This window comes from Cellulosimicrobium sp. So1_17 (assembly GCF_055181235.1).
The window spans coordinates 968,185-989,678 of sequence record NZ_CM143702.1 but is presented as its reverse complement, the minus strand read 5'-3'; the positions used below and the strand labels follow the sequence as shown (position 1 = coordinate 989,678).

General features: G+C 73.4%; 19 protein-coding genes. 15 read left to right on the top strand and 4 right to left on the bottom strand.

Annotated elements, in window-relative coordinates; translation table 11 throughout:
• Window positions 1-46 precede the first annotated feature (46 nt).
• Both ACZCLJ_RS04440 and ACZCLJ_RS04435 read left to right on the top strand, forming a co-directional pair.
• The gene (locus ACZCLJ_RS04440; protein ID WP_251151227.1) at window positions 47-1,720 is read left to right on the top strand and encodes a CTP synthase; all 1,674 of its coding nucleotides are present in this window, start codon (window positions 47-49) and stop codon (window positions 1,718-1,720) included.
• Window positions 1,721-2,392, top strand: coding sequence for an NUDIX domain-containing protein (locus tag ACZCLJ_RS04435; RefSeq protein WP_463105608.1), 672 nt, complete (start codon window positions 1,721-1,723; stop codon window positions 2,390-2,392).
• An 18-nt stretch (window positions 2,393-2,410) separates the two neighbouring features.
• On the opposite strand, the gene ACZCLJ_RS04430 is transcribed toward ACZCLJ_RS04435, so the two are convergent.
• From ACZCLJ_RS04430 to ACZCLJ_RS04420, 3 genes are all read right to left on the bottom strand, one after another.
• Complete coding sequence (locus tag ACZCLJ_RS04430) at window positions 2,411-3,406, bottom strand: COX15/CtaA family protein (protein ID WP_463105607.1); 996 nt, start codon at window positions 3,404-3,406, stop codon at window positions 2,411-2,413.
• Window positions 3,407-3,477: 71 nt separating this feature from the next.
• Window positions 3,478-4,308: an ABC transporter permease gene (locus ACZCLJ_RS04425; RefSeq protein WP_463105606.1), complete on the bottom strand. Its 831-nt coding sequence runs from the start codon at window positions 4,306-4,308 to the stop codon at window positions 3,478-3,480.
• Entirely contained in the window at window positions 4,305-5,270 is a 966-nt protein-coding gene (locus ACZCLJ_RS04420) for an ABC transporter ATP-binding protein (RefSeq protein WP_463105605.1), read from the bottom strand. Before ACZCLJ_RS04420 ends, ACZCLJ_RS04425 begins: the two co-directional genes overlap by 4 nt.
• Window positions 5,271-5,504: 234 nt before the next feature.
• On the opposite strand from ACZCLJ_RS04420, the gene ACZCLJ_RS04415 reads away from it, so the two are divergent.
• The 12 genes from ACZCLJ_RS04415 to ACZCLJ_RS04360 all read left to right on the top strand — a co-directional run bounded on the left by ACZCLJ_RS04415 (window position 5,505) and on the right by ACZCLJ_RS04360 (window position 15,827).
• Window positions 5,505-6,257, top strand: coding sequence for a helix-turn-helix transcriptional regulator (locus tag ACZCLJ_RS04415; RefSeq protein WP_251150809.1), 753 nt, complete (start codon window positions 5,505-5,507; stop codon window positions 6,255-6,257).
• A gap of 119 nt (window positions 6,258-6,376) precedes the next feature.
• Window positions 6,377-7,837 carry a Fe-S cluster assembly protein SufB gene (sufB, locus tag ACZCLJ_RS04410; RefSeq protein WP_251150810.1) on the top strand — a complete coding sequence of 487 codons (1,461 nt, stop codon included), beginning with the start codon at window positions 6,377-6,379 and terminating at the stop codon, window positions 7,835-7,837.
• Between the two features lies 1 nt (window position 7,838).
• On the top strand, window positions 7,839-9,083 hold the full coding sequence (gene sufD, locus ACZCLJ_RS04405) for a Fe-S cluster assembly protein SufD (protein WP_251150811.1): 1,245 nt from the start codon (window positions 7,839-7,841) through the stop codon (window positions 9,081-9,083).
• Window positions 9,080-9,424: a non-heme iron oxygenase ferredoxin subunit gene (locus tag ACZCLJ_RS04400; RefSeq protein ID WP_251150812.1), complete on the top strand. Its 345-nt coding sequence runs from the start codon at window positions 9,080-9,082 to the stop codon at window positions 9,422-9,424. Before sufD ends, ACZCLJ_RS04400 begins: the two co-directional genes overlap by 4 nt.
• Window positions 9,425-9,482: 58 nt before the next feature.
• Complete coding sequence (sufC, locus tag ACZCLJ_RS04395; RefSeq protein ID WP_251150813.1) at window positions 9,483-10,265, top strand: Fe-S cluster assembly ATPase SufC; 783 nt, start codon at window positions 9,483-9,485, stop codon at window positions 10,263-10,265.
• Between the two features lie 49 nt (window positions 10,266-10,314).
• Complete coding sequence (locus ACZCLJ_RS04390; RefSeq protein ID WP_463105604.1) at window positions 10,315-11,634, top strand: cysteine desulfurase; 1,320 nt, start codon at window positions 10,315-10,317, stop codon at window positions 11,632-11,634.
• 11 nt (window positions 11,635-11,645) lie between these two features.
• On the top strand, window positions 11,646-12,212 hold the full coding sequence (sufU, locus tag ACZCLJ_RS04385) for a Fe-S cluster assembly sulfur transfer protein SufU (protein WP_463105603.1): 567 nt from the start codon (window positions 11,646-11,648) through the stop codon (window positions 12,210-12,212).
• Window positions 12,209-12,562, top strand: a complete 354-nt coding sequence (locus tag ACZCLJ_RS04380; RefSeq protein ID WP_251150816.1) for a metal-sulfur cluster assembly factor — start codon at window positions 12,209-12,211, stop codon at window positions 12,560-12,562. Before sufU ends, ACZCLJ_RS04380 begins: the two co-directional genes overlap by 4 nt.
• Before the next feature lie 217 nt (window positions 12,563-12,779).
• On the top strand, window positions 12,780-14,132 hold the full coding sequence (locus ACZCLJ_RS04375; RefSeq protein ID WP_463105602.1) for a helix-turn-helix domain-containing protein: 1,353 nt from the start codon (window positions 12,780-12,782) through the stop codon (window positions 14,130-14,132).
• A gap of 304 nt (window positions 14,133-14,436) precedes the next feature.
• Complete coding sequence (locus ACZCLJ_RS04370; protein ID WP_463105601.1) at window positions 14,437-14,745, top strand: hypothetical protein; 309 nt, start codon at window positions 14,437-14,439, stop codon at window positions 14,743-14,745.
• Window positions 14,746-14,814: 69 nt separating this feature from the next.
• On the top strand, window positions 14,815-15,516 hold the full coding sequence (locus ACZCLJ_RS04365; RefSeq protein ID WP_463105600.1) for a lysoplasmalogenase family protein: 702 nt from the start codon (window positions 14,815-14,817) through the stop codon (window positions 15,514-15,516).
• A gap of 119 nt (window positions 15,517-15,635) precedes the next feature.
• Window positions 15,636-15,827: a hypothetical protein gene (locus ACZCLJ_RS04360; RefSeq protein WP_463105599.1), complete on the top strand. Its 192-nt coding sequence runs from the start codon at window positions 15,636-15,638 to the stop codon at window positions 15,825-15,827.
• A gap of 146 nt (window positions 15,828-15,973) precedes the next feature.
• Here the strand turns inward: ACZCLJ_RS04360 and ACZCLJ_RS04355 are convergent, their stop codons facing one another.
• A complete protein-coding gene (locus ACZCLJ_RS04355; protein ID WP_463105598.1) occupies window positions 15,974-18,424 on the bottom strand; it encodes a DNA gyrase/topoisomerase IV subunit A in 2,451 nt (816 codons plus the stop codon).
• Between the two features lie 193 nt (window positions 18,425-18,617).
• Here ACZCLJ_RS04355 and ACZCLJ_RS04350 point away from each other — a divergent pair, with 193 nt between their 5' ends.
• The gene (locus tag ACZCLJ_RS04350) at window positions 18,618-21,479 is read left to right on the top strand and encodes a bifunctional acetate--CoA ligase family protein/GNAT family N-acetyltransferase (RefSeq protein ID WP_463105597.1); all 2,862 of its coding nucleotides are present in this window, start codon (window positions 18,618-18,620) and stop codon (window positions 21,477-21,479) included.
• The last annotated feature ends 15 nt before the right edge of the window (window positions 21,480-21,494 follow it).

The following is a 21,494-nucleotide window of genomic DNA, read 5'->3' as shown; positions in this document are numbered from 1 at the left end:
GCCGTCGCCCGGGCCGCTGTTAGGATGGAGTTCCGTGGCAGATCACCTGAACCGGCCCTCCTCCCGCCTCAACGCCTCGGGCGCTCGATCCGAGCACCGCACCGCGCACGTCTTCGTCACCGGCGGCGTCGCCTCCTCGCTCGGCAAGGGCCTGACCGCCTCGAGCCTCGGTCGTCTGCTCCGCTCGCGCGGACTGCGGGTCACCATGCAGAAGCTGGACCCGTACCTCAACGTCGATCCCGGGACGATGAACCCGTTCCAGCACGGCGAGGTCTTCGTCACCGAGGACGGCGCCGAGACGGACCTGGACATCGGGCACTACGAGCGCTTCCTCGACGTCGACCTCGAGGCGTCCGCGAACGTCACGACCGGTCAGGTGTACTCCCAGGTCATCGCCCGCGAACGGCGCGGCGAGTACCTCGGCGACACGGTCCAGGTGATCCCGCACATCACCGACGAGATCAAGTCGCGCATGCGCGCCCAGGCGGGCGAGGACGTCGACGTCATCATCACCGAGGTCGGCGGCACGGTCGGCGACATCGAGTCCCAGCCGTTCCTCGAGGCCGCGCGCCAGGTGCGCCACGAGCTCGGCCGCGACGACGTGTTCTTCCTGCACGTCTCGCTCGTGCCGTACATCGGGCCCTCGGGCGAGCTCAAGACGAAGCCGACGCAGCACTCCGTGGCGGCGCTGCGCTCGATCGGCATCCAGCCCGACGCGATCGTGCTGCGGGCCGACCGCGTCGTTCCCGACCCGGTGAAGCGCAAGATCGCGCTCATGTGCGACGTCGACAACGAGGCCGTCGTCAACGCCGTGGACGCACCGAGCATCTACGACATCCCGCGCGTGCTGCACTCCGAGGGCCTGGACGCCTACGTCGTGCGCCGCCTCGGCCTGCCGTTCCACGACGTCGAGTGGGACGGCTGGAGCCAGCTCCTCGAACGCGTGCACGAGCCCGCCCACCGGGTCGAGGTCGCTCTCGTCGGGAAGTACATCGACCTGCCGGACGCCTACCTGTCCGTCACGGAGGCGCTGCGCGCCGGCGGCTTCGCCAACGACGCGAAGGTCACCATCCGCTGGGTCGCCTCGGACGAGTGCCAGACGCCGGCCGGCGCCGACGACGCGCTGCACGGCGTCGACGCGGTGCTCGTGCCGGGCGGTTTCGGCGTGCGCGGCATCGAGGGCAAGCTCGGCGCCTTGCGGTGGGCGCGCGAGAACAAGGTCCCGACGCTCGGGATCTGCCTCGGTCTCCAGTCGATGGTCATCGAGTACGCGCGCAACGTGCTCGGTATCGCGGACGCGTCCTCGACGGAGTTCCACCCGGAGACGTCGGACCCGGTCATCGCGACGATGGAGGAGCAGCTCGCGATCGTCGGGGGCGACGGCGACCTGGGCGGGACGATGCGCCTCGGCTCGTACGAGGCGGCCCTCGTGCCCGGGTCGGTCGTCGCGAAGACCTACGGCGCGGAGCGCGTCTCCGAGCGTCACCGCCACCGCTACGAGGTGAACAACGCGTACCGCGGCCGTCTCGAGGAGGCCGGGCTCGTCGTCTCGGGCGCGTCGCCGGACTCCTCGCTCGTCGAGTTCGTCGAGCTGCCCGCGGACGTGCACCCGTACTACGTGAGCACGCAGGCCCACCCCGAGTTCAAGTCGCGCCCGACCCGCGCGCACCCGCTGTTCGCCGGGCTCGTCGCGGCCGCGCTCGAGAACCAGGCGGACTGAGTGGCCGCCGACCTGGGCGACGCGACGTCGCCGGCCGGTGCGCGCCCGGACGAGCCGGTGGTGGACACCCTGGCGCCGCGACCGGTCGTGGAGACGTCCCTCGTGCACGAGGGACGCGTCTTCGACCTGCGCTCCGACGTGGTCGAGCTCGGTGACGGACCCGTGACGCGCGAGTACCTCGACCACCCGGGGGCGGTCGCGGTCGTCGTCCTGGACGACGACGAGCGCGTCCTCCTGCTGCGCCAGTACCGGCACCCGGTCCGGCGTGAGCTGTGGGAGGTGCCCGCGGGCCTGCTCGACGTCGACGGGGAGGACGCCCAGCTCGCCGGCGCTCGTGAGCTCGCCGAGGAGGCGGACCTGCGGGCGGGTCGCTGGGACGTGCTCGTCGACTACTTCACGACGCCGGGCGGCTCCAACGAGGCGCTGCGCGTGTTCCTCGCGCGCGACCTGTCGCCGGTCCCGGAGGCCGAGCGGTTCGCGCGCGAGGCCGAGGAGCTCGACATGGAGCTGCGCTGGGTCCCGCTCGACGAGGCGCTCCGCGGGGTCCTCGCGGGTGAGCTGCACAACCCGTCGGCCGTCGTCGGCATCCTGGCGGCGGCCGCGTCGCGGGCAGGCGGCTGGTCGTCGCTGCGCCCGGCCGACGCGCCCTGGCCGGAGCGCCGCGGCGGCTGAGCCGGTCGCCCCGGGCGCTCAGGCGCCCGGGGCGACCGTCGCCGTCGTGGGAACCTCGAGCGCGCCACGCGTCCGTGTCGTGAGGACCACGCGCGTCGTGCCCGCCACGAGCAGCGCGGACCCCAGCATGTGCAGCCCGACGAGGAGCGCGGGGAGCCCCGTGAAGTACTGGACGTAGCCGATCGCGCCCTGGGCGAGCGTGATGGCGAGCAGGAGCCACGCCGCCCGGCGGACGGTCTCGGACGCCGACCGGACCCGGACCAGGTAGACGACGAGGACGGCCACGAAGGCCCACACGGACCACGCGTGGAGCTTGCTCATGAGCGCCGGGTCGACGGCGAGGCGATAGCCGACCTCGGAGTCGCCGCTGTGAGGGCCGGCGCCCGTCGTGATCACGCCGAGCACCACGACGACGGCGGTGAGCCCGCCGAGCACCCACGCGAGGGTGCGCGTGGGCACGTCGACGGTCGGCACGGGCGGCCCGTCGCCCTCGCCGGAGCGGTGCAGGAGCAGGAGGGAGACGGCCACGAGCGCCGCCGAGACGACGAAGTGCAGCGAGACCCACCCCGGGTGCAGGTGGAGCAGCACGATGACGCCGCCGATGACCGCCTGCGCGGCGACGCCGAGCAGCGGGACGGCTCCGAGCACGCGGTACGACAGGACGCGTGAGCGGTCCGTCCAGACCAGCACGAGGGCCGCGATCGCGATGACGCTGAGCACGCCGGTGAGCGTGCGGTTCCCGAACTCGACGAACTGGTGGTACGTCGTCTCCGGGTGGAACTGGGCGGTGAACTGACCGGGCTCGCACTGGGGCCAGGTCGAGCAGCCGAGCCCGGAGCCCGTGAGCCGGACCGCGCCGCCCGTGACGATGATGCCGATCTGCGCCACGAGGTTCGCGACGAGCACGGGCTTCGTCCAGCGTCGCCAGCGGGCGAGGCGGTCGGGGTGTTCCGCACCGCCGGCCGTGGTGTCGGTGCCGGTGGCCGTGTCGCGCGCGGGAGGCGTTGTGCTCACGCGTCCCACGGTATCCGGGCACGCGGTCACGCCCGGAATCCTGCGGGTGTGAGATGCGTCCGCGCGGGCGCTCAGGTCCAGCGGAACAGCTTGCCTGCGCCCCAGCCGAGCGCCGCGGTCCACCCGAGCAGGACGACCACGGAGAACGGCGGCACCGAGCCGTCGAGCAGCGCGCCCCGCATCGCCTCGCCGAGCGCGCCGGAGGGGAGGAGCAGGGCGACGTGGGCGAGCGGCCCGGGGAGCTGCTCCGCGGGCACGAGCACGCCGCCGCCGACGGTGAGGAGCACGAGGACGAGGTTCGCGACGGCGAGCACGCCCTCCGCGCGCAAGGTCCCGGCGAGGAGCATCGCGAGCGACGTGAACGCAGCCGTGCCGAGCAGGACGGCGAGGACCGCCGCCGGGACTCCCGCGAGGACGGGCTGCCAACCGAGGGCCAGCGCGACGCCGGAGATCACGATCACCTGGACGACCTCGACGGCGAGGACGCCCAGCACCTTGCCCGCGAGCAGCCCGCCGCGGCCCAGGGGAGTGGTCGACATGAGGCGCAGCACGCCGTTGCGGCGGTCGAACGCCGTCGCGATGGCCTGGGACGTGAAGGCCGTCGACATGACGGCGAGCGCGAGGACGCCGGGCGTCACGAAGTCCACGCGCGACGCGCCACCCGTGTCGAGGTCGACGAACGACGTGAGGACGAGCCCCAGCAGGAGCATCACCGGCAGGACGACCGTCACGAGCAGCTGCTCGCCGTTGCGCAGGATCATGCGCGTCTCGAACGCGGTCTGAGCCACGACGCGTCGCCACGCGGGTGCGGCGAGCGTGGAGACGGTCGCTGCGGGGCCCGCGGCCACGGGCGCGGCCGTCGACCGGCTCGTGGTCGGCGACGAGTTCTCGGGCGTGGTCATCGCAGGTGCCGTCCCGTGAGGTCGAGGAACACGTCCTCGAGCGTGCGACGGCCCACCGTGACGCGCGAGGCCAGGACGCCGCGCGCGGCGAGCCACGTGGTGAGCGCCACGAGCGTCGCGGGGTCGGCGGGCCCGGTGAGGGTGTACGAGCCGGGCTGCGGCTCGGCGACGAGCCATGCGGCCCGCGTCAGGTCGTCGGACAGCGCCGTGGGGTCCGCGAGCGCGGCGTCCAGGCCTGCGAGGTCGAGCCCGGGTTCCGCCTCGAAGCGCACCGTCCGGTCGGCCTCGCCGTCCGCCCCGGCCTCGAGGAGCGAACGCGTGGCACCCGCGGCGATGACCCTGCCGTGGTCGACGACGTAGACCTGGTCCGCCAGGTCCTCCGCCTCGTCCATGAGGTGCGTCGTGAGGACGATGGCGACGCCGTCGGCCCGCAGCTCGCGCACGAGCTCCCACACCGCGTGCCGGCTCTGGGGGTCCATGCCCGCGCTGGGCTCGTCGAGGAACACGACGTCGGGCCGCCCGACCACGGCGGCGGCGAGCGCGAGGCGCTGCCGCTGGCCGCCCGAGAGGCGTCGCACGGTCGTGCGCGCGAAGCTCTCCAGCCCGAGGCGCTCGGTGAGCTCGCCGACGTCGCGCGGCCTCGCGTACATCGACGCGACGTGGCGCAGCATCTCGAGCGCGCGGACCCCGGTCGGCAGGCCGCCGTCCTGCAGCATCACACCGACCCGGGGGCGCAGTTCGCGCGCCTCGGAGACCGGGTCCAGCCCCAGCACCCGGACGCTGCCGGCGTCGGGTGCGCGGAGGCCCTCGCAGCACTCGACGGTCGTCGTCTTCCCCGCGCCGTTCGGTCCGAGCACCGCGGTGATCGCGCCGCGCTCCGCGGTGAGCGACACGCCGTCGACGACGGCACGACCGTCGTAGCGCTTCACGAGGTCGTGCACGAGCACGGCAGGGGCGGGCACCCGGCCGATTCTAGGGGTCTCTCGCGTCGCCGAGCCGCCCCGCGGGCCCGGACGGCACGGCTGTCGCGTACGCCACATCCGTGCCCGCAGGACGCGGGTCTGAGGGTGGCCTTGCTTGCGCTCCGGCAATTAGGGAACAACCATGTTGTCTATATCGGGGCCGCGCCGTGCGCGCGAGCGACCCGGTCCCTGATCCACCGACGACCCGCAGAGGACGCACCGCAGGAGGTGAGCATGGCAGCAGGAGCAACCCCGCCCGGCATGCTGCGCCCCGTGGTGCACCCCGCGGACGCGGACGGACGCACGCGCGAGCGCGTGCTCGAGCTCGTCGCGAGCGCGGGCCCCGTGAGCGCCGCCGACCTCGCGGCGACCCTCGGCCTCACCCCGGCCGCGGTCCGCCGCCACCTCGCACTCCTCGAGGTGGACGACCTCGTCGCCGTGCACGACGCCGGTCACGCCACCGGGATGCGCGGTCGCCCCGCGCGGCGGTACGTGGCGACGTCCGCCGGACAGGGCGAGCTCTCGGGCACGTACGCCGACCTCGCCACCGACGCCCTGCGCTTCCTCCGCGACGTGGCCGGTCCCGACGCCGTCGAGCGGTTCGCGCACGAGCGGCTCGCCGAGCTCGGCGAGCGCTACGCCGGACGCCTGGACGCCGACGACGTCGAGGGCCGGGCCGCGCAGCTCGCCGCGGCGCTCGCGGACGACGGCTACGCGGCCAGCGTGCGTCCCGTCCCCGGGACCTCGGCCGTGCAGCTGTGCCAGGGGCACTGCCCCGTGCAGCACGTCGCGGAGGAGTTCCCGCAGCTGTGCGAGGCGGAGGCCCAGGTCTTCGCCCAGCTCCTCGGCTCGCACGTGCAGCGTCTCGCGACCCTCGCCGGGGGCGGGCACGCGTGCACGACGAACATCCCGCTCCACCCGGCCGCCCGGCTCCCGGGCGCCGGTGACGTCCGGACGCGCGGGAGACCGCCGTCGGGCACGGGCTGACCGCACCGCACGACGACCCGTCACGACCCTGACCACCCGCACGACCGCACGACGCCGGGTATCCCGGCCGCCCCGAACCGACTGCCCCCTCCGCATCGACGGACAGTGGAAGGAACACCATGAGCGCTCCCACCCAGGACGCCGCCGGCACGGCTCTGCCGACCGGTGAGAAGCAGACCGACGACGAGATCATCGCCTCGATCGGCTCCTACGAGTACGGCTGGCACGACAGCGACGCCGCCGGGATGTCCGCGCAGCGCGGGCTCTCCGAGGAGGTCGTGCGCAACATCTCCGCGCTGAAGAACGAGCCGGAGTGGATGCTCAAGGGCCGCCTCAAGGCGCTGCGCCTGTTCGACAAGAAGCCGATGCCGAGCTGGGGCTCCGACCTCACGGGCATCCACTTCGACAAGATCAAGTACTTCGTGCGCTCCACGGAGAAGCAGGCCACGAGCTGGGACGACCTGCCCGAGGACATCAAGGCCACGTACGACCGGCTCGGCATCCCGGAGGCGGAGAAGCAGCGCCTCGTCGCGGGCGTCGCGGCGCAGTACGAGTCCGAGGTCGTCTACCACCAGATCCGCGAGGACCTCGAGGCGCAGGGCGTCATCTTCGTCGACACGGACACGGGCCTGCGCGAGTACCCGGAGCTCTTCCAGGAGTACTTCGGCACGGTCATCCCGTCCGGTGACAACAAGTTCGCGGCGCTCAACTCGGCCGTGTGGTCGGGCGGGTCGTTCGTCTACGTGCCGCCGGGCGTGCACGTCGAGATCCCGCTCCAGGCCTACTTCCGCATCAACACGGAGAACATGGGCCAGTTCGAGCGGACGCTGATCATCGCGGACGAGGGCTCGTACGTGCACTACGTCGAGGGCTGCACCGCGCCGATCTACTCGAGCGACTCGCTGCACTCCGCGGTCGTCGAGATCATCGTCAAGAAGAACGCGCGCGTGCGCTACACGACCATCCAGAACTGGTCGAACAACGTCTACAACCTCGTGACCAAGCGGGCGACCGCGGCCGAGGGCGCGACGATGGAGTGGGTCGACGGCAACATCGGCTCGAAGGTCACCATGAAGTACCCGGCGATCTACCTGCTCGGCGAGCACGCGCGCGGCGAGACGCTCTCCATCGCGTTCGCGGGCGAGGGCCAGCACCAGGACGCGGGCGCGAAGATGGTGCACGCCGCGCCGCACACGTCGTCGTCGATCGTCTCGAAGTCGGTCGCGCGCGGCGGTGGCCGCACGTCCTACCGCGGCCTGGTCCAGGTGCTCGAGGGCGCCTCGCACTCGGCCTCGACCGTGCTGTGCGACGCGCTCCTCGTCGACCAGATCTCCCGGTCCGACACCTACCCGTACGTCGACGTCCGCGAGGACGACGTGTCCATGGGGCACGAGGCGACGGTCTCGCGGGTGAGCGAGGACCAGCTGTTCTACCTCATGTCCCGGGGCATGGAGGAGACCGAGGCGATGGCCATGATCGTGCGCGGGTTCGTCGAGCCCATCGCGCGCGAGCTGCCCATGGAGTACGCGCTCGAGCTCAACCGCCTCATCGAGCTGCAGATGGAAGGGTCCGTCGGCTGATATGACCACCACCACCATTCCCGAAGAGGCCGGACTGACCACCGACCACTCGCGCGCGCAGGCCGACGGGGCGCACTCCCACGGCGTCGTCCCGCAGGGCTCGCGCGCCGAGCGCCTCACGTCGTTCGACCTCGCCGACATCCCCGTGCCCTCCGGGCGCGAGGAGGAGTGGCGCTTCTCGCCCGTCGCGCGGCTCGCGCCGCTGTTCGACGACAAGCTCGTCGGGCAGTCCGGCGGCGGCGACGTCCGTGTCACGGTCGTCGAGGCGCCCGAGGTGCAGGTCTCGATCGTCGGTCGCGGCGACGAGCGGCTCGGCACGGCCGGCAAGCCGGGCGACCGGACCGCCGTCACGGCGTGGAACTCCTTCGAGCAGGCGACCGTCATCACCGTGCCGAAGGAGGCCGTCGCGTCGGACGTCACCTCGGTGCGCGTCGAGGGCCACGGCGCCACGCCGACCGCGAGCCACGTCCTCGTGCGCGCCGAGCGGCACTCCGAGGCCGTCGTCGTGCTCGACCACATCGGTGCCGCGACGCTCAACGAGACGGTCGAGATCGTCGTCGAGGACGGCGCCCACCTCACCGTGGTCTCGGTCCAGGACTGGGCCGACGGCGCGGTGCACGCCTCGTCGCACCGTGCCCGCATCGGTCGGGACGCGCGCCTCAAGCACGTCGTCGTGACGCTCGGCGGCGACGTCGTGCGCATCACGCCCGACGCGGAGTTCACCGCCGAGGGCGGTGAGGTCGAGATGGTCGGCCTGTACTTCGCGGACGCGGACCAGCACCAGGAGCACCGCCTGTTCGTGGACCACGCCGTCCCGCGCTGCAAGTCCCGCGTGACGTACAAGGGCGCGCTGCAGGGCGAGGGTGCGCACACGGTGTGGGTGGGCGACGTGCTCATCCAGGCCGCGGCCGAGGGCACCGACACGTACGAGCTCAACCGCAACCTCGTCCTCTCCGACGGGGCGCGCGCGGACTCCGTGCCGAACCTCGAGATCGAGACGGGCGAGATCGAGGGCGCGGGTCACGCGTCGGCGACTGGCCGGTTCGACGACGAGCAGCTCTTCTACCTGCAGGCCCGGGGCATCCCCGAGATCGAGGCGCGCCGTCTCGTCGTGCGCGGCTTCTTCGCCGAGCTCATCCACGAGATCGGCGTCGAGTCGGTCGAGCAGCGCCTGCTGGACGCGATCGAGCGCGAGCTGAGCAAGTCGATGTCCGTCATCGACGGGACGGCCGAGGGCGTGGCGTGACCGCACAGCTCGCCTGCACCACCGCGGACCTCGGACCGGAGGAGGCGCTGCGCGTCGAGCTCGCGTCCGCCGCGGGGGCCACCGTCGAGGTCGCCGTCGTGCGCGACGGCGACGGCGGGTGGCACGCCATCTCGGACATCTGCTCCCACGGGGCCGTGTCCCTGTCGGACGGCGAGGTGGAGGGCTGCTTCGTCGAGTGCTGGCTGCACGGTTCGCAGTTCGACCTGCGGACCGGTCAGCCCACGGCGCTCCCCGCGATGCGGCCCGTGCCCGTCTACCCGGTGACGGTCGACGGCGAGCGCGTGCTCGTCGACGTCGACTCCACCGTCGGCACCCCCTGACACCCGGCCCGAGCGGCCGCACCCGAACGTCATCACCACACTTCTGGGAGAACCACGAATGTCCACTCTCGAGATCCGCGACCTGCACGTCAGCGTCGAGACCAAGGAAGGGCCGAAGCCGATCCTGCGCGGCGTCGACCTGACCATCAACAGCGGCGAGATCCACGCCATCATGGGGCCGAACGGCTCGGGCAAGTCCACGCTCGCCTACTCCATCGCCGGTCACCCCAAGTACCAGGTGACGAGCGGCTCCGTGACGCTCGACGGCGAGGACGTCCTCGCGATGAGCGTCGACGAGCGCGCCCGCGCCGGCGTGTTCCTCGCGATGCAGTACCCCGTCGAGGTGCCGGGCGTGAGCGTCTCGAACTTCCTGCGCACCGCGAAGACCGCGATCGACGGCGAGGCCCCCGCGCTGCGCCACTGGACCAAGGACGTCAAGGGCGCCATGGAGCGCCTGCGGATGGACGCGTCGTTCGCGGAGCGCTCGGTCAACGAGGGCTTCTCGGGTGGTGAGAAGAAGCGTCACGAGATCCTCCAGATGGAGCTCCTCAGCCCGAAGTTCGCCGTCCTCGACGAGACCGACTCCGGCCTCGACGTCGACGCGCTGCGCATCGTCTCCGAGGGCGTCAACCGCGTCCACGGCAACACCGACGCAGGCTTCCTGCTCATCACGCACTACACGCGCATCCTGCGCTACATCAAGCCGGACTTCGTCCACGTCTTCGTCGACGGCAAGGTCGCGGAGCAGGGTGGCTCGGAGCTCGCGGACCGCCTCGAGGAGGAGGGCTACGACCGCTACCTCGGCGGCTCGGTCGAGTCCGCCTCGGCCGCGTCGGCCTGACCGAGCGGTCCCGACCGCACGGCGCCGCAGCACCTGTGAGGAGACGACCATGACGACCACCGCGCACACCGCCGGCCGGCTCGACGGCAGCCCGTCGCGCCTGACGGCGGGCGAGCTCGCCGCCGTGCGGGCGGACTTCCCGCTGCTCGAGCGCACCGTGCGCGGTGGTCGTCCGCTCGTCTACCTCGACTCCGCGGCGACGTCGCAGAAGCCGCAGGTCGTCCTCGACACCGAGGTCGACTTCTACGAGGAGCGCAACGCCGCGGTGCACCGCGGCGCGCACCAGCTCGCCGAGGAGGCGACCGAGGCGTTCGAGGACGCCCGGGCCGACGTCGCGGCGTTCGTGGGCGCCCGACCGGGCGAGATCGTCTGGACGTCGGGCGCGACGGCCGCGATCAACCTCGTCGCGTACGGCCTGTCGAACGCGACGCTCGGCCGTGGGGGATCCGCGGCCTGCCGCTTCGCGCTCGCACCGGGCGACGAGATCGTGGTCACCGAGGCCGAGCACCACGCCAACATCGTGCCGTGGCAGGAGCTCGCGGCCCGCACGGGCGCCGTGCTCCGGTGGTTCGAGGTCGACGACGACGGGCGCGTGCGCGTCGAGGACGCGGCCACGGTGATCACCGAGCGCACGCGCGTCGTCGCGTTCACGCACGTGTCGAACGTGACGGGTGCGATCACGCCGGTGGCGCCGATCGTCGCGCGGGCGCGCGAGGTCGGCGCGCTCACGGTGCTCGACGCGTGCCAGTCGGTGCCGCACCTGCCCGTCGACCTGCCGGCGCTCGGCGTCGACTTCGCGGTCTTCTCGGCGCACAAGATGCTCGGCCCGACGGGCGTCGGCGCGCTCTACGGACGGCGCGAGCTGCTCGAGGCGCTGCCGCCCGTCACGACCGGCGGGTCGATGATCGAGGTCGTCACGATGACCGAGTCGTCGTACATGGCGCCGCCCCAGCGGTTCGAGGCGGGCACGCAGGCCGTGGCGCAGATCGTCGGGTTCGGTGCCGCGGCGCGGTACCTGCACGAGCTCGGCATGGGGGGCGTCGCCGCGCACGAGCACGACCTCGCGGCCGAGCTCCTGCGCGTCGGGGAGATCCCGGGCGTGCGGGTCGTGGGTCCGCGCGAGCCGGTCGACCGTCTCGCCGTCGTGTCGTTCGTCGTGGACGGCGTGCACGCGCACGACGTCGGGCAGGTGCTCGACGACGCAGGCATCGCCGTGCGCGTGGGCCACCACTGCGCCCAGCCCCTGCACCGGCGGTTCGGCGTCGCGGCGACGGCTCGCGCGTCCGCGTCGGTGTACACGACGCGCGAGGACGTCGACGCGTTCCGGGAAGCGTTGGCGGGGGTCCGCGCGTTCTTCTCGGTGGACTGAGAGGACTCCGGATGAGCTCGATGGAGCAGATGTACCAGCAGGTCATCCTCGACCACGCGAGGACCCCGCACGGGCGAGGTCTCGTCGAGGTGACCGACGGCGCGGCGCACGGCCAGTCGCACCAGGTCAACCCGACGTGCGGCGACGAGGTGACGCTGCGCGTGGAGCTCGCGCCCGCGTCGTCGGGCACGACGGCGGGTGGCGCCCCGGGCGGCGCGCCCACCATCGCTCGGGTGAGCTGGGAGGGCCAGGGGTGCAGCATCTCCCAGGCGTCCCTGTCCGTGCTCACGGACCTCGTGACCGGACGCCCGGTGACCGAGGCGGAGCACCTCGGCGAGGTGTTCCGCGAGCTCATGGGCTCGCGCGGCAAGGGCCTCGACGAGGCCGCGGAGGACGAGCTGGAGGACGCCACGGCGTTCACCGGTGTCTCGCAGTACCCTGCCCGCATCAAGTGCGCCCTGCTCGGCTGGGCGGCGCTGCGCGACTCGCTCGTGACCTCGGGCGCACTGGACCGGGTCGCCACAGACCAGAACCGCGCGGCGCACGCCGCGGGGGAGACGACGGAGGAGAACCGATGAGCACCGAGACCGGCGCACCCGTGGAGGGTGTCGCACCGAGCCCGCCGAACGTCGCGGACGTCGAGGAGGCGCTGCGCGACGTCATCGACCCCGAGCTCGGCATCAACGTCGTCGACCTCGGCCTCATCTACGGCATCCAGATCGACCAGAACAACCACGCGGTCATCGACATGACGCTCACGTCCGCGGCGTGCCCGCTGACCGACGTCATCGAGGACCAGTCCGCGCAGGCGCTCGACGGCCTCGTCGACGGCTTCCGCGTCAACTGGGTCTGGATGCCGCCGTGGGGCCCGGAGAAGATCACCGACGACGGCAAGGACCAGCTCCGCGCGCTGGGGTTCAACGTCTGACGACTGCCTCGCACCACCGACGCCGCGCCCCCGTACGGGGGCGCGGCGTCGTGCTGTCGCGACAGCGACGAGGGAGGCCATGACCGACCGGGCTCACCCGGCGTCGCCGCCCGTGTCGTCGCTGTTCACGATCTGGTTGCGGATCCTTCTGGTGCGTTGACGTGGACTGTCCTGAGTGTTGGGATATGTGCGCCCACACCACTTTTCGGAGGATCACGTGACACAGCAGGACCAGACCGGCTCGGGCGGATCCCCGCGGCAGGCGCGCTACCGCGGCAGGCACCTCCCGATGGTCGCGGTGGTCGTCGCGGCGACGATCGCCACCGCCCTGGCCTACAGCGGCATGGTCCTGTTCGGTCTCGAGGTCGCGCACATGTCGCCGCTCGAGGCGTACGGCCTGGCGGGCTTCCTCGAGGTCAGCCTCGTCGCCGTGGCGCTCATGGCGCGCAACGCGGCGCTCGAGGGTCGCCCGTACGGCATCCTCCTCACGCTCACCTGGGTGCTCTCCGGCACGTCCGGCGTGTTCGCGGCGCTCCACGAGATCGCCGTCCCGACCGACAGCACCCCGTACATGGTGGTGTTCCGGTTCGTGCCGCCGCTGGTCGCCGCCCTCATGTGGCACCTCGCCCTCGTGGGGGAGCGGCACATGGTCACGGGCCACACCCTCGACGAGCGTCGCCGCGAGACGCGCGTCCACGGGTACGTCACCGCCCTGGAGCAGTGGCGCGACGCACGCGTCGACAGCTCGGGCTCGGCGGCTGACCTGCGCAAGGTCCGTGCCGCCCACCAGCGTCAGCGCGCCGCTCGGGACGGTGCCCTCAAGCTGCTGACGGTCGAGGACTTCGAGCGCCGCATGCAGATCTGGGTCGACCGCCTGGAGGCCGCAGAGCGCCACGCCAACCGGCTCGACCTCATCGGGGCGAGCTCCGTCAAGCGCGGCACCGCCCGTGGGCCGGCCGAGACCTCCGCGGACCTCGCGGCCCGGACCGCCGCGCCCGCCGAGGCGCGCGGCCTGGAGAGCCTCGCGCTGGAGTCGGCGCGCGACGCCGATGTCCGCGCGATCGAGGCCCCGCAGTCCGTCGTGCCGACTCCGGGACGCCGGGCCGGCGCGGCACGGGCCGAGGCTCCGGTCGTCGATCCGGACGAGCAGCCCTACGCGCCCGAGACCGCCTTCGAGGCGCTTCCCGACCTCTCGGCGCGGGTCAAGGAGGTGTTCGGGCGCACCGGACCGCTCCCCTGGGACCAGCCCGTCCCGGACACCACCGGCGCGGCGCAGGCCGTCGAGCCCGCAGCCGTGACGGGTCACACTCGGCGCGTCGAGGTCTTCGACCTCGACCGTCCCCGAGGGGGCGCGCAGGCCGCGGCGACCGGGACCGACGAGGCCTCGCTGGGCGAGGACCCGACCGCCGAGCGCGACCGCCGCATCGTCGAGCTCGCCCGCCAGGGCCTGAACCAGCGGGAGATCGCCCAGCAGGTCTCGGCGTCGCGGTCGACCGTCAGCCGCATCGTGCGCCGCTACGAGGACCAGAAGCCCGTGGCGGAGGACGACCGGGAGCTCGCGAACGCCTGAACCAGACCGTCACGCACGACGGTCGCGGGCTGAACGGCCTGAACGGCCTGAACGGCGTGACGGCGGAGCCGGCCACGGCGACACGACACGCTCCCGGCGGGTCCGGGCCCGGTGGGCGGCGGTCCTCTAGCCTGACGACATCCCGTCAGCAGACGGGGACCGTGCGCCGAGCGCTGGCAAGGGAGTCGCGCGTGCGCGTCCTGCTCGTCATCGACCAGTTCGAGGATCCCACCAACGGGACGACGATCTCGGCCCGGCGCTTCGCGAACGCCCTGCGCGGGCGTGGCCACGAGGTGCGCGTCGCGTGCTGCGGCGACGCGGCTCGCGTGACGTCGACCCCGAGACCTCCGCGGACGACGTCGTGCGCTACCGGCTCGAACGGCGTGGAGCGTTCGCGTACGCCTGCCGGCTGGTCGTGCCGGTCGTGCCGATGGTCTTCACCTACGGCCGACGGTCCCGGTGGCGCCCCCGGCCACCGCTGCGGCTGACGATCCTCCCGGCCGAGCGACCCCGGGGCGCCGGCCCTGCCGACGTCGTCGAGCTCATGACCCGGTGCCGTGCGGCGATGGAGGCGGTCGTGCTGGAGTCTCCCGGCGACGTCGCCCGGTGGTGAGCCCACCCGGCCTACGATGCTCCTGCCGGTGACGGTGCCGGCCGCACGACAGAAGGAGTCACGACGCCCATGCTCGCCGCGTGGGGCGCGCTCGCCCTGCTCACCCTCGTCCACCTCGTGGCACAGCTCACCGGCGCCTCGACGCTCGCCGACACGTCGCAGTGGTTCCTCATGCCCGTCCTCGCGGGCTGCCTGTGGCTCGCCACGCGGTCCGCGGCCGGTACGGTACGACGCCGCTCTCGCCTCGTCCGCCTCACGCTCCTCGCACTGGGCTTCTCGTGGCTCGGGGACACCGCGCCGGACCTCGCCGACGGCGACGCCGCGTTCCTCGTCATGGTGGGCTTCTTCCTCTGCGCCCAGGTGACCTACACGCTCGCGTTCTGGCCCTACCGTGCGGGCTCCGTCCTCCGACGCCCGACCGCTCTCGCGCCGTACGTGCTCGCCCTCGTCGCTCTCGTCGTGGCGTGCGCGCCCGGTGCGGGAGGGCTCCTCGTCCCGGTGGTCGTCTACGGCGCGTGCCTCGTCCTCATGGCCGTGACGGCGACGGGCGTCGACCGGCTCGCCGCCGTCGGCGGTGCGGTCTTCCTCGTGTCGGACGCCCTCATCGCGCTGGACGCGTTCGCCCCCTGGTACGACCTGCCTGAGCACGGCTTCTGGGTCATGCTCACGTACGTCGGAGGCCAGCTGCTCCTCGTCCTGGGCGTGCTGCGTCGTGAACGCAGGACCGTCCTGACCCGCGCTGAGGACGGCGTCGCGTGGGCATCGACGTGACTCTCGCCCGCGTCGTGCAGGCGGGGACCAGCCCACGTCGACGGTCGACGAAGACGCTCGCCGTGGTCCTCGACGACGGCGACACGTTGGCGCGAGCTCTTCCGAGGAGCGGGCTACCGATGCTCGGCCGCACCGACCCGTACGGTGACGTCACCCTCAGCCGGACGGAGATGGATCAGCTCGTCTCCGAGCTCCGGACCCTGGCCGGACGCGCCGCACGCGGCGACGTCGCGGTTCTGGAGCAGGTCCTCGCCTTCGCCGCGCGGTGCCGAGACACTCCGGGCACGGAGCTGCGGTTCGAGGGGGACTGACGGCTTCGAGCAGGTCGATGGCGGCGACCACGACCGCGGCGTGCGCGCCGCCCTCGTGAGGGTAGTGGACGTCCACCGCAGTCGAGCGCCCCAGCCCGCCGAAGGGATCCTCGAGCCGGGCCGGCGCCGCCGTCGCCACAGAGTCTCTATCCGACGGCCGTGATCGGGGAGGAGAGCGGCGTGCCCGAGCCGTCGCGGCGCTGATCGGCCTCGGGCAGCTCGGCGGACTGGCCCCCCGCACCCGTCGCGCGTGCCGGTCCCTGCCCGACCCAGGCGAGGATCAACGCGTCCTCGCCCTTGAGGAAGCGGTGCGCCCGGACTCCGCCCGTCGCGCGCCCCTTGCCGGGGTACAGCTCGTACGGCGTCACCTTGGCGGCGCCCGTCTGGGTGCCGGGTAGAGCGCCCGACGACCCGGCGACGGTGACCACGACGGCGAGGTCCCGCACGTCGGCTGCGACGACGCCGAAGAACGTGACGCGCTGGCCGTCCGCGAGCCGGATGCCCGCCATGCCTGCCGCCGACCGGCCCTGCGGCCGGACGGACCTCGCGTCGAAGTGCAGGAGGCTCGCGTCGCTGCTGACGAGCACGAGCTCGTCCGCGTCGGTCGCGGGTGCGGCGCCCACGACGGCGTCGCCGTCCTTGAGCCCGATCACCTCCCACGCGTCGCGGTTGCTCGGGACGTCTCCCGGCAGGACGCGCTTGACGACGCCCTGCGCGGTGCCGAGCGCGAGCGGGGGAGCGTCGGCGTCGAGCGAGGCGATGGTCACGGCCTCCTCGCCCGGCTCGAGCGCGACGACCTCGCTGAGCGGCACGCCGCCCGACAGGCTCGGGGCGCCGTCCGTCGGGGGGATCGCGGGCAGGTCCAGGACGGAGACGCGGACCAGGCGCCCACGGTTCGTGACGAGGCCGATCTCGCCGCGCGCCGTCGTGCGGACGCGGCCGCGCAGGACGTCGTGCGCGGCCCGTGCGCCGCTCCGTGCCGGCTCGGTGTCGTCGCTCGTCCGGGCCAGCAGGCCCGTCGCCGAGAAGAGCGCCCAGCAGGGCGTGTCGGCCACCTCGAGCGGCACGGCCGCCGTCGTGGTCGGTGCGGCGCCCGCGGACTCGAGCAGGATGGTGCGGCGCGGCGTGCCGTAGGTCTTCGCGACGTCGGCCATCTCCGCGGAGACGACGGCGCGGAGCTTCGCGTCGTCGCCGAGGATCTCCTGCAGCGCGGCGATCTCCTGGCGGAGCGCGTCCTGCTCCTTCTCCAGCTCGATGCGGGAGAACTTCGTCAGGCGGCGCAGCTGGAGCTCGAGGATGTACTCGGCCTGCGGCTCGGACAGGTCGAAGACGGTCTGCAGGCGCTCGCGCGCGGCGCGGGCGTCGTCCGAGGAGCGGATGACCTGGATGACCTCGTCGATGTCGACGATCGCGATCAGCAGGCCGTCGACGAGGTGCAGGCGCTCCGAACGCTTGCGCAGGCGGTGCTCGGACCGGCGGCGCACGACGTCGATGCGGTGGTCCACCCAGACGACGAGCAGCTCGCGCAGGCCGAGCGTGCGCGGCTGGCCGTCGACGAGCGCGACGTTGTTGATGCCGAACGAGTCCTCGAGCGGCGTGTACCGGTAGAGCTGCTCGAGCACGGCCTCGGGGTTGAAGCCCGTCTTGACCTCGACGACGATGCGCAGGCCGTGCTCGCGGTCGGTGAGGTCCGTCGCCGCGGTGACGCCCTGGATCTTCTTCGCCTTGACGCCCTCGGCGATCTTCTCGATGACCTTCTCGGGGCCGACGACGTACGGCAGCTCGGTGAAGACGATGCCCTTGCGGCGCGGCGTGAGGTTCTCGACCCGGGCGGTGGCCCGCGTGCGGAACGAGCCGCGTCCGGTGCGGTACGCGTCGCGCACGCCGTCGAGCCCGACGATCTTGCCGCCCGAGGGCAGGTCCGGCCCGGGCACGAACCGCATGATCGCCTCGAGGTCGGCATCGGGGTGCTGCACGAGGTGGCGCGCGGCGGCGATCACCTCGACGAGGTTGTGCGGCGCCATGTTCGTCGCCATGCCGACCGCGATGCCCGACGCCCCGTTGACGAGCAGGTTCGGGATCGCGGCCGGGAGGACCTCGGGCTGGGTGAGCTTGTTGTCGTAGTTGGGCACGAAGTCGACGACGTCCTCGTCGAGGCCGGTCGTCATCGCGAGCGACGACGGGGCGAGACGCGCCTCGGTGTACCGGGAGGCGGCCGGTCCGTCGTCCAGCGAGCCGAAGTTGCCGTGCCCGTCGACGAGCGGCAGGCGCAGGGAGAAGTCCTGCGCGAGGCGCACGAGCGCGTCGTAGATCGCGCTGTCGCCGTGCGGGTGCAGCTTGCCCATGACCTCGCCGACGACCCGCGCAGACTTCACGTGCGAGCGGTCGGGGCGCAGGCCCATGTCGGCCATCATGTAGAGGATGCGGCGCTGCACGGGCTTGAGCCCGTCACGTGCGTCCGGCAGGGCGCGCGAGTAGATGACGGAGTAGGCGTACTCGAGGAACGAGCCCTCCATCTCCGTGGCGACGTCGACGTCGACGATCGTCTCGTTCACCTCGGCCGGGTCGAGCGAGGGGGTCGAGGGCTTGCGCGCCATGGTCGTGCGGGCTCCTGCCGGTCGGTGCGTGGGGACGCTGGTCGGGGTGGCGGACGGCCTTCCCGCCGGACGCGAGGGTAGCCCACGCGTCCCACAGCCGGACCACGCCCCCGGCCGCTCAGGACGATTGTCCTCCTCGACCGGGCCGCGCGGGTGCAGGCGCACCGCGCCGCCCACCGCATAGCCTGGGGGCGTGAGCGGCGCCGACGTCGGGTCCCACCCCGTCCAGCACCCCGTCGACTACCCGGTCGAGTGGGAGGCCGACGTCGTCCTGCGCGACGGCACGACGACGCACGTGCGCCCGATCCGGCCCGAGGACGCCGACGCCCTCCAGCGCTTCCACGTCTCCCAGTCCGAGCGGTCGACGTACCTGCGGTTCTTCGCCCCGATGCAGCGGCTGTCGGACCGCGACCTCGACCGGTTCACGCGCGTGGACCACTCCGACCGCGTGGCGCTCGTCGCCGTCCGGCCTCGCAGCGGCGTGCCCGACGACGGCGCTGCGGGGGAGCAGGACATCATCGGTGTCGCACGGTTCGACCGCACGACCGGGCGGGAGGCCGAGGTCGCGTTCAACATCGCCGACTCGGCGCAGGGCCGCGGCCTCGGGTCCGTGCTGCTCGAGCACCTCGCCGCCGCCGCGCGCGAGCTCGGCGTGCAGCGGTTCACGGCGGAGGTGCTGCCGCAGAACGGCAAGATGCTCGCCGTCTTCCGCGAGGCCGGCTACGACGTGCGCCAGCAGATGGACGACGGCTTCGTCGTCGTCAGCGTGGACCTCGACCCGACGGAGCGCTCGCGGGCCGTCATGGCCGACCGCGAGCACCGCGCCGAGGCGCGCAGCATGCAGGGTCTGCTCGGCGCGACGAGCGTCGTCCTCGTCGGCCCGACCGACGCCGGGGAGCCCGAGGGCATCGAGTCGCTCCTCGCGCACCGTGCGCTCGCGGCGCTGCGGCGCGGCACGGGCGTCGCGGTCCACGTCGTCGGCCCGGACCCCGCTGGCCCGGTGCCCTCCGGACCGCTGGGCAGCGGGCCCGCGCCCTCCGCCGTCGGGCGCGACGGGGTGGCCGTCACCGCGCACGCGTCGCTCGCCGACGTCCCGGCCCCCGTGGACCTGGCCGTCGTGTCGCTGCGACCTCCCGAGGCGATCGACGCCGTCCGGCACCTCGCGCGCCTGGGCGTGCGGGGCGTCGTCGTGCTGTCCGCGGGGTACGCGGAGACGGGCCCCGAGGGCCTCGCGCTGCAGCGCGAGCTCCTGCGCGTCGCGCACACCGCCGGCCTGCGCGTCGTGGGTCCGGCGAGCTACGGCCTCGTCACCCACGGCGCGCCGTCGGGCGGCCCGACCCTCGCCGCGACCCTGGCGGACGAGCTGCCGCGACCGGGCGTCGTCGGGCTGTTCTCCCAGTCCGCACCCATGGCCGTGACGCTCCTGGCGACGACGGCGCGCCGCGGGCTGGGCGTGTCGTCGTTCCTCTCGGCGGGACACCGGGCCGACGTGTCGGGCAACGACCTCATGCAGTACTGGCAGGACGACCCCGCGACCCGGGTGGTGTGCCTCTACCTGGAGTCGATCGGCAACCCGCGCAAGTTCTCGCGCATCGCGCGCCGGCTGGCGTCGGTGAAGCCCGTCGTCGTGGTCACCGCCGGCCGGTCCGGCCACGTGGTGCCACCGGGCCACGCCGTGCGCTCCACGACCGCCCCGCGGCGCACGCTCGACGAGATGCTGCGCCAGTCCGGCGTCATCCGCGCGGAGAACACGCACCAGCTCATCGACGTCGCGCAGCTCCTCGCGCACCAGCCCCTCCCCACCGGACGGCGCGTGGGCATCCTCGCGAGCTCGGCCTCGCTCGCGGCGCTCGTCGCCGAGGCGGCCGCGTCCGCCGGGCTCGTGGTCGCACGGTCCGACTTCCTCCCCGAGGACGCCTCGTCCGAGCGCCTCGCCGAGGCCGTCGACGCCCTCTACGCGCCCGACGCGTGCGACGTCGTCGTCGCCGTCCAGGTGCCCACGGTCCGCCCGCGTCGCGTCGACCTGTCGCACGCCCTCGCCGCCGCCGCCGCGCGCACGCGACGGACGACGGTGGCGAGCATGCTCGGCCTGCACGGTCTCACCGACGAGCTCTCGGCCCCCGACCCGCACGCACCGACGTCCCCCGCCGAGGGGGCGGACGACGCCGCGGCCGGGAGCGCGGCGACGGCGCTCTGCCGGGTGCCCGCCTACTCCACGCCCGAGGACGCCGTGGCCGCGCTCGGCGCGGTCGTGCGCTACGCGCGCTGGCGCGAGGCAGACCACGGCTCCCCGGTCCGGCCCGCAGGCGTGGACGGAGCACGGGCGCGCCAGATCGTCGACCGTGCCCTCGCGGGCGCCGCGGAGGTCGACCTCGACCCCGTGGCGACCGCCGACCTCCTCGCGTGCTACGGCGTGCACGTCTGGCCCGCGCGGCGCGTGCGCACCCCTGACGAGGCGGTCGCCGCCGCGCGCGAGATCGGCTGGCCCGTCGCGCTCAAGTCCACCGCGCCGGGCCTGCGTCACCGCGCGGACCTCGGCGGCGTGCGGCTCGGGATCGCCGACGAGGCGGAGCTGCGCGCCGACGTCGACCAGATGCGCGAGGCGCTCGCGGCCGTGCTGCCGGGCGCCGCGGACCAGCCGCTCGAGGTGCAGGCGATGGCCGACGCGGGCGTGGCGTGCGTCGTGCGCTCCACCGAGGACCAGCTCTTCGGTCCGGTCGTCTCGTTCGGTCTCGCGGGCGACGCCGTCGACCTCCTGGGGGACGTCGCCTACGGCGTGCCCCCGCTCACCGACGTCGACGTGGCGGCGATGGTGCGGTCGGTGCGCGCCGCGCCCCGCCTGTTCGGCTACATGGGGACGCAGGTCGCCGCCACCGCCGCGCTCGAGGACGTGCTGGCGCGGGTCTCGGTGCTGGCGGACGACCTCCCGGAGGTGCGCAGCCTCGAGCTGTACCCGGTCGTCGTGTCCGAGCACGACGCCGCGGTGCTCAGCGCGCGCGTGAGCCTCGCCGACGCCCAGCGTGCCGACGCGCTGCGGCGGGCGCTGCCGGGCTGATCGCGCGGACCGCGG